10 protein-coding genes are annotated in these 14,212 nt (G+C 76.0%); 5 read left to right on the top strand and 5 right to left on the bottom strand.

Features of this window, described 5'->3' with window-relative positions; translation table 11 throughout:
* Positions 1–7: 7 nt before the first annotated feature.
* The 3 genes from OCU29_RS10660 to OCU29_RS10650 all read right to left on the bottom strand — a co-directional run bounded on the left by OCU29_RS10660 (position 8) and on the right by OCU29_RS10650 (position 4,628).
* On the bottom strand, positions 8–1,411 hold the full coding sequence (locus tag OCU29_RS10660) for a DUF5719 family protein (RefSeq protein ID WP_261819909.1): 1,404 nt from the start codon (positions 1,409–1,411) through the stop codon (positions 8–10).
* Positions 1,408–4,272, bottom strand: coding sequence for a glycosyltransferase family 2 protein (locus OCU29_RS10655; RefSeq protein WP_261819908.1), 2,865 nt, complete (start codon positions 4,270–4,272; stop codon positions 1,408–1,410). Before OCU29_RS10655 ends, OCU29_RS10660 begins: the two co-directional genes overlap by 4 nt.
* Before the next feature lie 101 nt (positions 4,273–4,373).
* On the bottom strand, positions 4,374–4,628 hold the full coding sequence (locus tag OCU29_RS10650; RefSeq protein ID WP_179613947.1) for a WhiB family transcriptional regulator: 255 nt from the start codon (positions 4,626–4,628) through the stop codon (positions 4,374–4,376).
* Between the two features lie 167 nt (positions 4,629–4,795).
* On the opposite strand from OCU29_RS10650, the gene cofD reads away from it, so the two are divergent.
* From cofD to OCU29_RS10630, 4 genes are all read left to right on the top strand, one after another.
* A complete protein-coding gene (cofD, locus tag OCU29_RS10645; protein WP_179613948.1) occupies positions 4,796–5,809 on the top strand; it encodes a 2-phospho-L-lactate transferase in 1,014 nt (337 codons plus the stop codon).
* Positions 5,806–6,807 carry a coenzyme F420-0:L-glutamate ligase gene (cofE, locus tag OCU29_RS10640; protein WP_261819907.1) on the top strand — a complete coding sequence of 334 codons (1,002 nt, stop codon included), beginning with the start codon at positions 5,806–5,808 and terminating at the stop codon, positions 6,805–6,807. Before cofD ends, cofE begins: the two co-directional genes overlap by 4 nt.
* A gap of 61 nt (positions 6,808–6,868) precedes the next feature.
* Positions 6,869–7,615 carry a DUF3105 domain-containing protein gene (locus OCU29_RS10635; RefSeq protein ID WP_261819906.1) on the top strand — a complete coding sequence of 249 codons (747 nt, stop codon included), beginning with the start codon at positions 6,869–6,871 and terminating at the stop codon, positions 7,613–7,615.
* 183 nt (positions 7,616–7,798) lie between these two features.
* A complete protein-coding gene (locus tag OCU29_RS10630; protein ID WP_261820288.1) occupies positions 7,799–9,325 on the top strand; it encodes a CocE/NonD family hydrolase in 1,527 nt (508 codons plus the stop codon).
* Between the two features lie 40 nt (positions 9,326–9,365).
* Here the strand turns inward: OCU29_RS10630 and OCU29_RS10625 are convergent, their stop codons facing one another.
* Entirely contained in the window at positions 9,366–10,448 is a 1,083-nt protein-coding gene (locus OCU29_RS10625) for a mannose-1-phosphate guanylyltransferase (protein ID WP_179613952.1), read from the bottom strand.
* A gap of 24 nt (positions 10,449–10,472) precedes the next feature.
* On the opposite strand from OCU29_RS10625, the gene OCU29_RS10620 reads away from it, so the two are divergent.
* Complete coding sequence (locus OCU29_RS10620) at positions 10,473–11,213, top strand: TIGR03089 family protein (protein WP_261819905.1); 741 nt, start codon at positions 10,473–10,475, stop codon at positions 11,211–11,213.
* On the opposite strand, the gene OCU29_RS10615 is transcribed toward OCU29_RS10620, so the two are convergent.
* Positions 11,195–14,020 (bottom strand): FG-GAP-like repeat-containing protein, encoded by a 2,826-nt coding sequence (locus OCU29_RS10615; protein WP_261819904.1) that lies wholly within the window; start codon positions 14,018–14,020, stop codon positions 11,195–11,197. The two genes, OCU29_RS10620 and OCU29_RS10615, sit on opposite strands and share 19 nt — an antisense overlap.
* Between the last annotated feature and the right edge of the window lie 192 nt (positions 14,021–14,212).

Raw genomic sequence — 14,212 nt, 5'->3', positions numbered from 1 at the left:
TGCCTGCTCAGGGCAGCCCGGGCCGCACCGCGGGCACCAGGTCGGTCAGCACCAGCGGCCGCAGCGGCAGCACGACCGACCCGCTGCCGGTCTCGACCAGGACGGAGCCCACGAGGTCGAGGTCACCGGTGCGCACCTCGACCAGGGCCGCGTCGGCCGGCAGCGGCACCGACAGCCCGACCTCGGGCGTGAGGTCGTAGGTCCGCCGCTGCAGCCGCTCCCCGTCGGCGCTGCGCGCCTCGACGCGCACCGCCCCCACGCCGTCGGCGTCGGCCAGCAGCAGCTGCTTGGCCCCGGCGGGCACCGGGACCAGGGTCGTGCCCTGCACCCGTCCGCCGGGCACCGACTGCACCAGGTCGGCGCCGGTGCGCGCCCGGAAGGTGGCGGTGACCGGCCGGCTGCTGACCACGCGCAGCCCCAGCGCGTCGGCGGCGGCGTCGCTGCCCAGCAGCCCGGCGATCGAGAGGCGCCTGACGCTGCCCGGCTCGACGGTGACCTCCTCCACCTCGGCGGGGGCGAAGACGGAGCGGGGGGTGACCAGCTCCAGCCGGACCCGCGCGACGTCGTCGCCGCCGTTGGCCACGACCACCGCGCGCTCGCCGGCCCCGGCGGGCAGGCCCATCAGCACGTTGACCTCGGCGGGCGCCTCCTGGCCGGGCAGGTACTCCTTGGTGGGGACGCCGCGCCCGATCGGCACGAACGCGTCGACCACCACGGCCGCGACCCGGCCGCGCCCGGTGCTGACGCGCAGCGCCAGCTCCTCGCGCTTGGGGACCTCGGCGCCCAGCCGCAGCCGGACGGTCTCGCCGCCCGGCACCGAGACACCGCGCAGCCCGTCGGCGGCCACCGGCCCGGACTGGCCGTGCACCTCGACGTCGACGGTGGCCGGGCCGGCGTCGGGGTTGGTCAGCTCGAGCACCGAGGTGTGCTCCGCGCCGGCCCCGACCCCGGTGAACCACTGCTCGGAGCTGGTGGCGTGGCAGGCCACCGCGCGCAGCCCCGGCCCGGCAGTGCGCAGCGCCACCAGCCCGGGGGCCAGCTCGCCGGCGCCCGTGACCACCGCGACGTCGTCGGTGTCGACGGCACCGGCGCCGCGCCGGCCCAGCTCCAGCTCCTGGGGGTCGTCGCCCGCGACACCGACGGTCACGTCGCCGCGCGCACCCGTGCCGCTGGCCACGACGACCCGGCCGTCGCTGGTCGCCGCGGGGCAGACCGCGGTGGCGCGGTCGAGGTCGGCCTCGCGCGGCGGCTGCTCGACCGGACGGGGCTCGACCCCGGTGTCGGCGAGCAGGGCGGCCGCCACGGTCAGCGCCGGCACCACGACCGCGGCCACGAGGACGCGGTCGAGGCGCCCGCCACGACTGCGGGGCTGGTCACCGGCGCGGCGGCCGGGGGCGGGAGTGCTGGTCATCCACGCCTCCGTCGCTCGCGGGTGGGGGCGCAGAGCACCAGCACCGTCACCAGCGCGATCCCCTGGACGACCAGCAGCGAGACGTGCAGCGCGGAGGTGCCGCCCTCGAGGGCCTGCGTCGACAGCGGCCGGTCGACCTGCCAGGCGCGGGTGCCCGGGTCGGCCGCGCTGGCCTGCACCAGTCCCCCGGCGGCGTCGAGCCCGGCGGCCACGTCGCCGTCGGCGGGGGCCGGCAGCACGACGTGCTCGATGCCCAGCTCGCCCAGGCGCGTCACCGTCTCGCTGGTGGGCGCCGAGACGAGCTCGCGCACGGTGGCGGTCAGGTCGGCGTCCTCGCCGCTGAGCGCCAGCACCTCGTCCTCGCCCAGGGTGGTGCCGTCGCCGCGGCGCACGGTGTGCTCGAGACCTCCGGCGACGTCGCCGCGCAGCACCAGGATGCCGTGCTCGGGGCCGAGCTCGGAGCGCTGCACCATGTAGGCGGGGATGCCCGAGTCGGGTGCGTCGGCCAGCCGGTCGTCGGCGACGACGGCCCAGCCCAGGCCCAGGACGGGCACGACGGCTGCCACCGCGACCACCCCGGCGAGGACCGGTCGGGCCACCGAGCCGCGGGCACCGACGGCGCCGAGCACCGCGGCCGTGACCAGGGCGCCGACCAGGACCGCCAGCGGGGCACCCACACCGGGTGCGGCCGTGCCGACCGACAGGTCGAGGGTGGTCCACGAGAGCCCCAGCGCCACGAGCGCGGCCACCAGGGCCACCACCCACACCAGCAGGACGGCGGCGCGCGTGGCGCGCGGGAGCAGCGCCAGCAGGGCGAGCACCACGAGCAGCGCCCCGAGCCACCACGGGGCGCCCGTCTCGGCCAGGCGCCCGGTCAGCAGCTCGAGCCCCGTGGGCTCGGCCGCGGGCAGCCGGCCGGGGTCGAGCAGCAGCGCCTCGGCGGCCCCGCGCCGCAGCGAGCCGACCCACCACGGGGCGAGCAGCGCCAGGGGCACCAGCACCGCGGTGAGCTGTGGGCCCCACGTCGAGCGGTCGCCCCGGGCCCCCGGCAGGACGACGAGGACCGCGGTGACCACGACCACGGCGAGCGTGGTGGCGACCAGCCAGGCCGTGGGCGTGAACGCGGTGAGCAGGCCCAGCAGCAGGCCCAGGCGCCAGCCGGCGCGCCAGCGCCGGTCGGCGACCGGGTCGGCGAAGCCGAGCGCGGCGTGCGCGGCCCAGGGCAGCAGCGCGGCGCTCACGACGGGGCCGAGCCGGCCGTCGCCCCAGGCGCCGCTGGTCAACGGGACGAGCGCGTAGGTGACCGAGCCCCACAGCAGCAGCCAGCGGGGGGCGCCGCGCACCGAGACCAGGCGCCCGGCCACCCGCAGGAAGCGCCAGGTGCCCCACAGCGCCAGGGGTGCCGCGAGCAGCAGCACCGCGGAGACGGCGGCGGCGGGGCTGCCGCCGAGGACCGTGGCCAGCAGTGCCAGCGGGAGCAGGAGGGCCGGCGCGGGCACCGCGGTGCCCTGGCCCAGCGCGTGCCAGGACTCCAGGTGCAGCCCCCACCAGGCGCCGACCGTGTCGGGGACCGGCGCCAGCGCCGCACCGACGGCCTGGCCGAAGCCGGCCCGGGTGGCCACCAGCAGGGCCAGGACCACCAGGGACAGCGTCACGGCGACCGGGTCGGTCAGGAAGCGCGCCACCAGCGAGCTGTCGTCGGGCACGTCCTCGTCGTCGTCCTCGGCGACGGCCCGTCGGGCACCGGCCTGGGCGGCGTACGCCGCGGGGTCGCGCTCGGCGGCCGCGGCCCGGCGGCGCTCGGCGACGTCGGCAGCCTGGTCGGTGAGCGCGGAGACGAGGTCGCCCACGGCGTCGAGGCCGTGGCGGTAGGGCAGCCACGCGGGCGCCAGCAGCCCGCGCACCTCCTCGGGTGGCGCGGTGGCCCGGGCCCGGCGCTCGCGCCGGGCGCGGCGCACGTCGCCGGCGCTACCGGCCAGGGAGAGCAGGGCGGCCAGCTCGTCGAGGGCCTCCCCGACCGAGCGCACCAGCAGGAAGCCGAGCACCCGCAGCAGCGTGCCCAGCACCAGGCGCACGACCTGGAGGGGCAGGGCCCGCGAGCGCACGTTGACCAGCAGCGTGAACAGGGCGGCCCGGCGCTCCTGGAAGTGCGTGTGGCGCCCGGTCAGCGCGGTGCGCCGCAGCCCGCGGTGGGCGGCCTCGGCGTGGAAGACGACGGCCTGGGGCACCACGAGCGTGGTGTGCCCGGCGGCCGCGGCGCGCCAGCCGAAGTCGAGGTCGTTGCCGAAGACGGGGAGGTGGTCGTCGAACCCGCCGAGGTCCTCGAGCACGCGGCGCCGCACGAGCATCCCGGCGGTGTTGACCGCCAGCACCCGGCGCACCTCGTCGTGCTGGCCCTGGTCGTACTCGCCGCGCTCGAGACCGCTCTCGCGCCGTCCGGTGCCGGAGATGGTCACCCCGACCTCGAGCAGCCGGCGCAGCGAGGGCCACTCGCGCAGCTTGGGGCCCAGCACGTCGGCCCCGGGGTGCTCCTCGGCCGCCGCCAGCAGCTCCTCGAGCGCCGAGGCGTCGGGGGTCGAGTCGTCGTGCAGCAGCCAGACCCACTCGACCTCGGGCCCGAGCTCGGCCAGGCCGCGGCGCACCGCCTCCGGGTAGCCGGTGCCGGCCGGGGCGGGCACCACGGGCCCGAAGGCGGCCTCGAGCAGGTCGGGGCTCTCGTCGCGGCTGCCGGTGTCGACGGCCACCACGCGGTCGGGGGCCCTGGTCTGGGCGCGCAGCGCCTCGATCACCACGGGCAGCCAGCGCGCACCGTCGTGACTGACCACGAGGGCGGCGACCGCCGCCGGAGCTGTCCCGGACACGATCGGCAAGGGTACGTGGCGCCGGTGGCAGGCTCAGAAATCGAAGGGGCCCCGGTCGCGGACGACCGGGGCTGACCCTCGACAGGGTGCGGGGGGCACCCTCAGACTGCGCGCTTCTTCAGCTTGCGGCGCTCCCGCTCGGAGAGACCGCCCCAGATGCCGAAGCGCTCGTCGTTCATCAGCGCGGACTCGAGGCACTCGTCGCGCACCTCGCAGGTCAGGCAGACCTTCTTGGCCTCCCTGGTGGAACCACCCTTTTCAGGGAAGAACGCCTCGGGGTCGGTCTGTGCGCACAGGGCGCGATCCTGCCAGCCCGCCTCGGTGGCGTCCGATTCGAGGAGAAACAGCTCTCTCACGGCGTACGCCCTTTCGACCCAGTGGAAATCCCGAAGAACACTGTGGGAATTACATGCCTGTCGTACACCGGAAGTCAAGCGAAAGTCTGGTATTACCCGACCGGGTCACGTGCCCGTCGGCGGGGTCGCCGGACGACCGGGACGAGGCGCTGCGGCACAGTAGCCCCATGCGTTCCATCACCGTCCTCTCCGGGGGCATCGGCGGCGCCCGCTTCCTGCAGGGCCTGCTGCACGCCCTCGACACCGGTCGGCTGCCCGGCGTCGAGCGCGACGCGGTCGTCACGGTCGTCACCAACACCGCCGACGACCTGTGGGTGCACGGGCTCAAGGTCTGCCCCGACCTCGACACGGTGATGTACACCCTCGGCGACGGGATCGACCCCGAGCGCGGGTGGGGCCGGCGCGAGGAGACCTGGAGCGTGCGCGAGGAGCTGGCGGCGTACGGCGTCGAGCCGACGTGGTTCGGCCTCGGCGACCGCGACGTGGCCACGCACCTGGTGCGCACCCAGATGCTCGAGGCGGGCTACCCGCTCTCCGCGGTGACCACGGCCCTGTGCCGCCGCTGGCTCGAGCCGGTGCACGGCGACCGGGTGCGCCTGCTGCCGATGACCGACGACCGGGTCGAGACCCACGTGGCGGTCGCCGACCCCGACTCCCCCAGCGGCACCCGCGTCGTGCACTTCCAGGAGTACTGGATCCGGATGCGCGCCGAGGTCCCCGCCGAGACGGTCGTGTGCGTGGGCCTCGACCAGTCCTCGCCCGCCCCCGGCGTCGTCGAGGCGCTCACCGACGCCGACCTGGTGCTGGTGCCGCCCTCCAACCCGGTCGTCTCGATCGGCACGGTCCTGGGCGTGCCCGGGGTGCGCGAGGCGCTCCGGGCCACCGCGGCCCCCGTGGTCGGGCTCTCGCCCATCGTGGGCGGGCAGCACGTGCGCGGCATGGCCCGCCAGCTGCTCACGTCGATCGGCGTCGAGGTCAGTGCCGCCGGTGTCGGGCTGCACTACGGAGCGCGGTCGCAGGGCGGCCTGCTCGACGGCTGGCTCGTCGACTCGGGCGACGCCGATGCCGTGCCCGCGCTCGAGGCGGCCGGGCTGCGCGCCGCCGCCGTCCCGCTGATGATGACCTCGCCCGGGGCGACGGCCGACATGGCGGCGGCCGCGCTCGACCTGGTCGCCCCGTGACGGACCTGCAGGTCCACGCCCCCGACGGCGTGCCCGAGGTCGTCCCGGGCACCGACCTGGCGCAGGCGCTCCTCACCGCCCTGGGCCACGGCGCCGGCGGCCACGACCTCGCCGACGGCGACGTCGTGGTGGTGACCAGCAAGGTGGTCAGCAAGTCGGAGGGCCGGGTCCGCACCGGCGACCGGGCGCAGGCGCTGGCCGACGAGACCGCGCGGGTGGTGGCCCGCCGCGGCCCGACCACCATCGTGCGCACCCTCCACGGCCTGACCATGGCGGCCGCCGGCATCGACGCCTCCAACGTGGCGCTCGGCTCGATCGTGCTGCTGCCGCTGGACCCCGACGCCTCCGCGCGCGCCCTGCGCGCGCGGCTGCACGAGCTCAGCGGGCGCGTCGTCGGGGTGGTCGTCACCGACACCGCCGGCCGGGCCTGGCGCGAGGGGCAGACCGACATCGCCATCGGGGCCGCCGGCCTCAGCGTGGCCGAGAGCTTCGCCGGCCGCGTCGACGCCCACGGCAACGAGCTGGCCGTGACCGCGCCCGCGGTCGCCGACGAGGTGGCCGGCGCCGCCGAGCTGGCGCAGGGCAAGCTCGGGGGCCGTCCCTTCGCCGTCGTGCGGGGCCGGGCCGACCTGGTCACCGCCCTCGACGACCCGGGACCGGGCGCGGTCGCGCTGGTGCGCGCCGAGGGCGCCGACCTCTTCGGGTACGGCGCCCGCGAGGCCGTCGTGCGCGCCCTCACCGGCGACCCCGCCGACCAGGCGCCCTTCGGGGCCCCCGCCCCGCCCGAGGAGCTGGCCGAGGCCGTCGACCGGGTCGCGCACGGCGCGGCGAGCACGCGGCTCGACGGCGGCACGCTCCTGGTCAGCGTGGCCCACCCTGCGTCGCCCCGCCTGACGGCGCTGCTGGAGCCGCTCGCCTTCGCCCACGGGTGGCGCTGCGAGGCCGCGACCGACGCCGGATCCACCGTCGTTGCCCGGTTGCGACCGCGCACTCCGTAGAATCCCCGCCAGCCCCGCCCACCCGCACCAGACCGCCCCCGACCTCGAGGACAGCCGAACCGTGGCCAAGCCCGCCAAGTCCGACCGCCAGGCCAAGATCGACGCGATCCGCAAGCAGCAGAAGGGCGCCGACAAGCGCCGCGGCTACGCCATCGTCGCCGTCTGCGGCGTCATCGCCGCCGCCATCATCGCGGTGCCGCTGTACGGGATCATCAGCGACGAGGTGGAGAGCAGCCAGTACAGCTCGCTGGCCCTCGACGAGATCGGGGCCTCGGCCGACGTGTGCGGCGAGATCACCACCGAGCCGGCCGCCGACAGCGGCACCCACGTGCCGCAGGAGCAGCAGGTCACCTACGACACCGCTCCCCCGGCGTTCGGACCCCACTGGAACATCGCCGGCGTGGCCCCCGTCTCCGGCGCCCGCGAGTTCTACACCGTCGAGGACCGTCCCGAGCTCGAGGCGCTGGTGCACAACCTCGAGCACGGCTTCACCGTGCTCTGGTACGACGAGGACCTCGACGACGAGGCGGTGGCCGACCTGCGCGGCATCGCCGACAAGTTCTCCGACGACTCCAACCGTCGCAACGCCTTCATCGCCGCGCCCTGGACCTCCGAGGACGGCGAGGCCTTCCCCGACGACCAGGACATCGCGCTGACCCACTGGTCGGCCGGTGGCGCCGGCGAGAGCGACACGTCGCTGCAGGTCGGTGTGTGGCAGTACTGCTCCGAGCCCAGCGGTGCCGCGGTCGAGGCGTTCATGACCGAGTACCCCCAGCAGGACTCGCCGGAGCCCAACACCGCGCTGTAGTGACCCGGGGGCGTGCGCGTCGTTGACACGGTCATGCCCCGCCACCGCACGACCGCCCTGGCCACGCTCGCCCTGGCCCTCGCGTCCCCCGCCCTGCTCGTCGTCCCTGCGCCCGCGTAGGCCGGGGAGCGCGAGGACGCCGACTGGACCGAGGTCTACCTCGAGGCCGACGACGGCACCGTCCTGCACGCCGACGTGCTGCGCCCCGCGGGGATGCCGGCCGACGAGCGGACGCCGGTGGTGCTCACCGTCAGCCCCTACACCAGCCACTCGGGCGGCGCGGCGGCCCCGGACCCGACCGGTGAACCGCCGAGCGACCGGTTCGACGACTTCCTCGACCTCACCGGTGCGCTCGACGAGGGCTACACCTACGTCATGGTCGACCTGCCCGGCACGGGCGGCAGCGGCGGGTGCAACGACTGGGGCGGCCCCGCCGAGCAGGGCGCCGTGGAGTCGGCGGTCGAGTGGGCCGCCGCGCAGCCCTGGTCGACCGGCAGGGTCGCGCTGCTGGGCAAGTCCTACGACGGCTGGACCGGCCTGATGGGCACGGCGCGGCGCCCGGACGGGCTGGCGGCGGTCGTCTCGATGGAACCGGTCTACTCCGGCTACTCCTACCTCTACAACCGCGGCGTCCGCTTCGCGAACTCGGTCGGCACCCCCGTGGTCTTCCAGGCCAACGACCTGTTCCCCGGCTCCCTGGCCGACCCGCTCGACTACCACCTCAACGGCGCCCCGCTCACGCCCTGCCACGGGCTCAACATCGTCCAGCAGCAGGACGACGCCGAGGACAGCGCCTTCTGGGCCGCGCGCGACCTCGTCCCGGCGGCCGCGGGCTCCCGCGTCCCGGTCTTCCTGACCCAGGGCTTCCTGGAGACCAACACCAAGCCCGACCGCGCCTTCGACTACTGGAACGGCCTGGGCGGGGCCGCCCACAAGGCGTGGTTCGGCCAGTTCGACCACGTGCGCGGCTGGGACACCGACACCGAGGGCCGCACCGAGACCGGCCGCCCCCGGGCCGCGTTCGTCCGCCAGGTCGCGGCCTTCCTCGACCGGCACCTCGAGGGCGAGCGGTCACGGGCCGCCCGCCCCGGCGTGCAGGTGCAGGACAGCCGGGGCCGCTGGCGCACCGAGTCGAGCTGGCCCCCCGCCGACGTGCGGGTGCGGCGCACGACGCTCGCCGGCGGCGCGTACGCCGACGACGGGCGCACCAGCGCCACCGGGGCCGACGCCGGCTCGGGCGCCTGGACCGTCTCGACGCCGCTGCGGCGCACCGCCTGGATGTCGGGCGAGCCGGTGCTCGACGTGACGGTCTCGACCAGCCTGCCCCGGGCCAACCTGGTCGGCCTGGTCTACGACGTGGCCCCCGACGGGACCGCCCGCGTGGTCTCGCGCGGCACGCAGCTGGTGCGCGGGGCCGGCGCCTCGACGTACACCCTGCCGCTCTACGGCCAGGACTGGGTCTTCGCCCGCGGGCACCGGATCGGGGTGCTGGTCACCGGCGCCGACTCCGACTGGTGGGTGCACGTGCCGACGGGCCAGGAGGTCACCGTCGACGAGGCCCGGATCCGGCTGCCGTTCCTCACCCGGAAGCGGACCCGCTTCCTCGACGGCGGCGCCAGCCCGCGGCTCGAGGAGCACCTGGGCCAGACGCTCATCCTCGACACCGCGGCCGTGGAGGAGCGCCGGTTCCGGGTCGCCCGGCTGCGCTGAGGCTGCGCAGGGCTCCCCTGGGCCTCCCCTGCGGGCCGGCTCAGGTGAGCTCGGTGCGGCCGCTCTCCTTGAGGGCGGCGACGACGGCCTTGACGTCCTGGGCACGCTCGCGCGTGGTGACCAGGAGGGCGTCGGGGGTGTCGACGACCACGACGTCGTCGAGGCCGACCACGGCCACCGTCCGGCCCCCGGTCACGACCAGGCCGCTGGCGTCGACGACGCGCACGTCGTCCTCGCCGAGCACGGTCAGCGGGACGCCGTCGCGGGCCAGCAGCGCGGCCAGCGAGTCGAAGTCGCCCACGTCCTCCCAGTCGAAGGCGGCCGGCACGGTCGCGACCCGGCCGGCGGCGGCGGCCGGCTCGGCGACCGCGTGGTCGACCGCGATGCGCGGCAGCCGCGGCCAGATCTCCTCCATCCGCGAGCCGTCGGCGGCCAGCGCACGCAGGTCGGCGGCGAAGCCGGGGTCGCTGTCGGCCAGCAGGTCCAGCAGCACCGTGGGCCGGGCCACGAACATGCCCGCGTTCCAGCGGTAGCCGCCCTCGGCGAGGTAGCCCCGGGCCACCTCCACCGACGGCTTCTCGACGAACTCCTCGACCCTCGCGGCACCGGGGTGCTCGGCGAGGGCGTCACCGGAGCGGATGTAGCCGAAGGCCGAGGAGGCGAAGGTCGGCTCGACGCCCAGCGTGACCAGCCAGCCGTCGCGCGCGACCTCGACGGCGGTGCGCACGGCGCCGGCGAAGCCGTCGACGTCGGTGATGACGTGGTCGGCGGCGAAGGATCCCATCACCGCGTCGGGGTCGGCCCGCTCGACGAGCGCGGCCGCGAGCCCGATGGCGGCCATCGAGTCGCGGGCCGACGGCTCGGCCAGGATCGCCTCGGGGGCCAGCTCGTCGAGCTGGCCGGCGACCGCGTCGCGGTGCGCGGCGCCGGTGACGACCAGCACCCGGCCAGGGGCGAGCGGGCCCAGCCGGTCGTGGGTCTCCTGGATCAGGGTGCGCCCGCTGCCGCGCAGGTCGTGCAGGAACTTGGGCGCCGTGGCCCGGCTCAGCGGCCACAGGCGCGTGCCGGCGCCGCCGGCGGGCACCACGGCCCAGAAGGAGTCGATGGGCGCGTGGCTCGTCATGGGCGACACCCTAGTGTCGAGCCCGTGACGACCTTCTCCGACCTGCTGCGCCGCGAGCTGGCCCGCGACCCGGGCCGCCCGCTGGTGACCTTCTACGACCACGCCTCGGGCGAGCGCACCGAGCTCTCGGTGACGACGTACGCCAACTGGGTGGCCAAGGCCGCCTCCCTGCTGGTCGAGGAGCACGACCTCGAGCGCGGCGGCGCGCTGTGCGTCGACCTGCCCGCCCACTGGCTGGGCCCGGTGCTGCTCGGGGCGGCGTGGAGCGCGGGGCTCGTCGTGGTGGGGCCCGAGGAGGCGGGCACCGCCGACGCCGTGGTCTGCGGGCCCGCGACCCTGCCGGCGCACGCCGCGCGAGCCGACGACGTCCCGGTGCTGGCCTGTGCGCTGCTGCCGATGGGGGTCCGCTTCGCCGAGCCGCTGCCCGAGGGCGTCCACGACGTCGGCGTGGAGATCTGGGGCCAGCCCGACGCGTTCACTGCGTGGGACCCGCCGGCGGCGGACGACCCGGCCCTGCGCGGCCCGGGGCTGGACCGGACCCAGGCGGAGCTGTGGAGCGCGGCCGCCGCCGGGACTCTCGTCACCGACGGCGGCCGTCTCCTCTCGGCGGCGAACCCGGCTTCCCCACCGGAGATCGCCACCTTCACCGAGCCGCTCGCACGCGGCGGCTCGCTGGTCCTGGTCGCGCACCCTGACCCGGCGCGTCTCGAGTCGACCTCGGCCGACGAGCGCGTCACGGACAGGGATCAGTCCACCAGGTCGTAGACCCCCGCCCCGTCGGCGAGGAAGCGGCGCGACTTGAAGCCCGACGCCTTGCCCTCGAGGAGCCAGAGGTAGCCGGTGGCGCTCTCGCGCACCACCAGGTCGGCCCGCGTCTTGAGGTTGGCGTCGCCGATCCCGGTCACGACGTCGTAGCCCCGCAGGTCCAGGTCGACCCGGGCGGCGTCGGTGAGCCCGCCGGGCCCGTTGCCCGGGTAGGCCACGAGGGCGTCGCCCTGGCGGAACATGCTGTCGGGCGCGCCGTCGCGGTCCCACAGGCCCACGCCGACCTGGCGGCTGGCGCTGATGGCGCTGTGCGCGACGTACGGCGTGCCGAGGGCGGCCGCACCGCGGCCGGGGTAGATCATCATCGAGCCGCCGACCGGCTGGCCCATCAGGTCCGGCCAGCCGTCGCCGGTGACGTCGCCGACCGCCTCCAGCAGCCGGACGTCGCCCATGGCCCGCCCGAGCCGCACCGCCTTGCCGAAGGAGCCCGCGCCGTCGCCGGGACGCATCTTGAGCACGCCGTTGCGCTGCTTGCGCAGCACCAGGTCGCCGAACCCGTCGCCGTCCCAGTCCCCCACGTTGAGCAGCAGGTCGACCGAGCGGATGCGGGCGCCGGTGTCGACGGGGGCCCGCGTCTCGACCTTGCCGGTCCCGACGATCCGCATCAGGGTCTCGCCCTTGAGGAAGACCAGGTCGGGGACGCCGTCGCCGCTGAGGTCGGCGCCGCCGGTCAGGCCCGGACGGCCCTTGAGCCGCTTGATCGGCCCCAGGGGGTGCCCGACGCTGCCGTCGCCCCGCCCGGGCAGCACGTAGCCGTGGCCACCGGTGCGGCGCACGAAGAGGTCGTCGTGCCCGTCGCCGTTCCAGTCGCCGAGCCCGCTGACCACGTCCCAGCCCGAGCCGGAGCCCGCGCCGGCCAGCGGCTGCGCGGCCCCGAAGCCGGAGGCCGACCCGCGGTGCCACAGCATGGTGCCGTCGGCGCGCCGGGCGACCAGGTCGGCGTACCCGTCGCCGTCGAGGTCGCTGCCGGCCAGGGCGTCGTAGCCGGCCCAGCCGGTGGTCGACGAGGCCGCGCGGAAGCGTCCGTCGCCACGGCTCGAGAGGATCTCGAGCCGGTCGCCGTCGCGACCCACGAGGTCGGCCAGGCCGTCGCCGTCGACGTCGCCGACGGCGGTGACCAGGTCGTGGCCCTCGGTGGCGGTCGCGGTGCGGGTGGTCTCCCCGAAGCCGTCCTCGCGGCCGGGGCGCACGTCGACGGCGCCGGAGGCGGTGACGCCCAGGGCGTCGGGCAGGCCGTCGCCCGTCACGTCGTCGGAGAGCAGCACCGAGTCGTAGCCCGACCAGCCGGTCGAGACCGCCGAGGGCTTGCGGACCCGGCTGAGGCCGCCGGTGGGGATGACGAAGACGCGGCCGTCGGAGGCCCTGCGCGCCAGCAGGTCGGGGTGCGGGGTGTCGACCAGGTCGGCCGGCAGCTGGCGCCCGCTGAAGTCGGCCTGGGCCGCGTCGGCGAGCGCGCGGATGTCACCGAGCCGCTGGTAGAGGTAGGCGCCCGGGCAGGCGGTCGAGCCGGCGTCGCGGTGGCCGTTGACCGCCGGGAAGGAGCGGCTGCCGACCCGCTGCGAGCCCGAGGCGGCGTCGACGCCGTGCAGCGAGAGCTTCCAGGCGAAGAGGGCGCCGTAGGCCTGCACCACCGCCTCGGAGGGCCGCACCTGCTCGAAGTTGCCGATCGCCGACATCGCGAAGGAGTACTCGTTGTAGCCGAGGGTGTGGGCGCCCACCACCGGTCGGTCGATGCCGCCCGCGCGGCCCTCCCAGATCCGGCCGAAGCGGTCGACGAGGTAGTTGTAGCCGACGTCGGACCAGCCCCGCGACTTCGTGTGGTACGCGTAGATGCTCCGCAGCATCGCGGGCACCTGGTCCTTGGTGTAGTCGTTGGCGTTGACCGTGTGGTGCACGAAGCCCGCGTGCACCTCGTGGTAGCTCGGCGAGCCGCTGCGCAGCCGCTCGTCGGCGCCCCACTGCTCGCGGGAGTAGATCACCGGCTTCGGCGTCACCTCGGCCGACTGCAGGGTCAGCACGTCGGTGTCCTCGCCCGCCTGCGCCGGGACCTCGAGGGCCGTCACGGAGCCGGTGCCGTCGGCGCCGTCGAGCGTGGCCGTGTCGAGCGCGGCGCGCTCCTGCGCGGTCGCCTCGGGGGTGCCCGGGTCGATCACCGCCATCCGCATGTCGCCGGGCAGGGCGCCCGCACGCTCGGTGCTGCGCACCTGCACGTCGTCGACCTCGCCGACCATCATCGGCTCGGTGCCCGGGCGCGCGGAGGCGCCCTCCTCGGTGGTGGGGTCGGGGGCGTGCTCGTCGTGGTACTCGAGCTCGGCCCACTCGCTCCACACGCCGTCGGTGCGGGTGCGCACCTCGAAGGCGATGTCGTCCTCGTCGAGGTCGGCCCCCGGCTCCCAGGTCACGCCCACCGCGCCGTAGCCGGTGACCGGCTCCGGGCGGCTGGTCAGCACCGTGGCCCGCTCCTGCGCCAGCGCCCGCGCCGAGGTGGTCGCCTCGCCGCCGGGCGCGGTCAGCACGTGCTCCTCCACGACCGCCTCGACCGGGCCGGTCGGCACGGTCGCGGTCTTCTGCGCCGAGCGGACGTACGCCGCGAGCGCGCCGTCGTAGCCGGGGGCGGTGGCCGCGCCGGGCCGCTGGACGACCTCGAGGGTGATCACGCTCGCGGCGGGCGCGAGCACGGCGACGGTGGCACCGAGCACCAGCAGCTGCTGGCAGCCGGAGACGAAGCGAGACCTGCTGGGGGGCATACGAGGGTCCTTCACAGTGCGCGGGGAAGTTCACACGGTGCGCAACTTTCACATGAGTCACATGCGACACGGAAGGGAAGCTGAGTAACTACAATCGTGTAATTTCCAGTCGACACGCCGACGACCTCGAGAAAAGTCAATTCGTCGGGGGTCCTGGAGACAGAGAAACGCCGACCCGGCTCGTTCGAACGA

It is taken from the genome of Nocardioides sp. OK12, assembly GCF_024341885.1.
GTDB classification, from domain to species: domain Bacteria; phylum Actinomycetota; class Actinomycetes; order Propionibacteriales; family Nocardioidaceae; genus Nocardioides; species Nocardioides marinisabuli.
The sequence above is the reverse complement of the archived record's forward strand: the minus strand, read 5'-3'. Positions and strand labels throughout refer to the sequence as shown.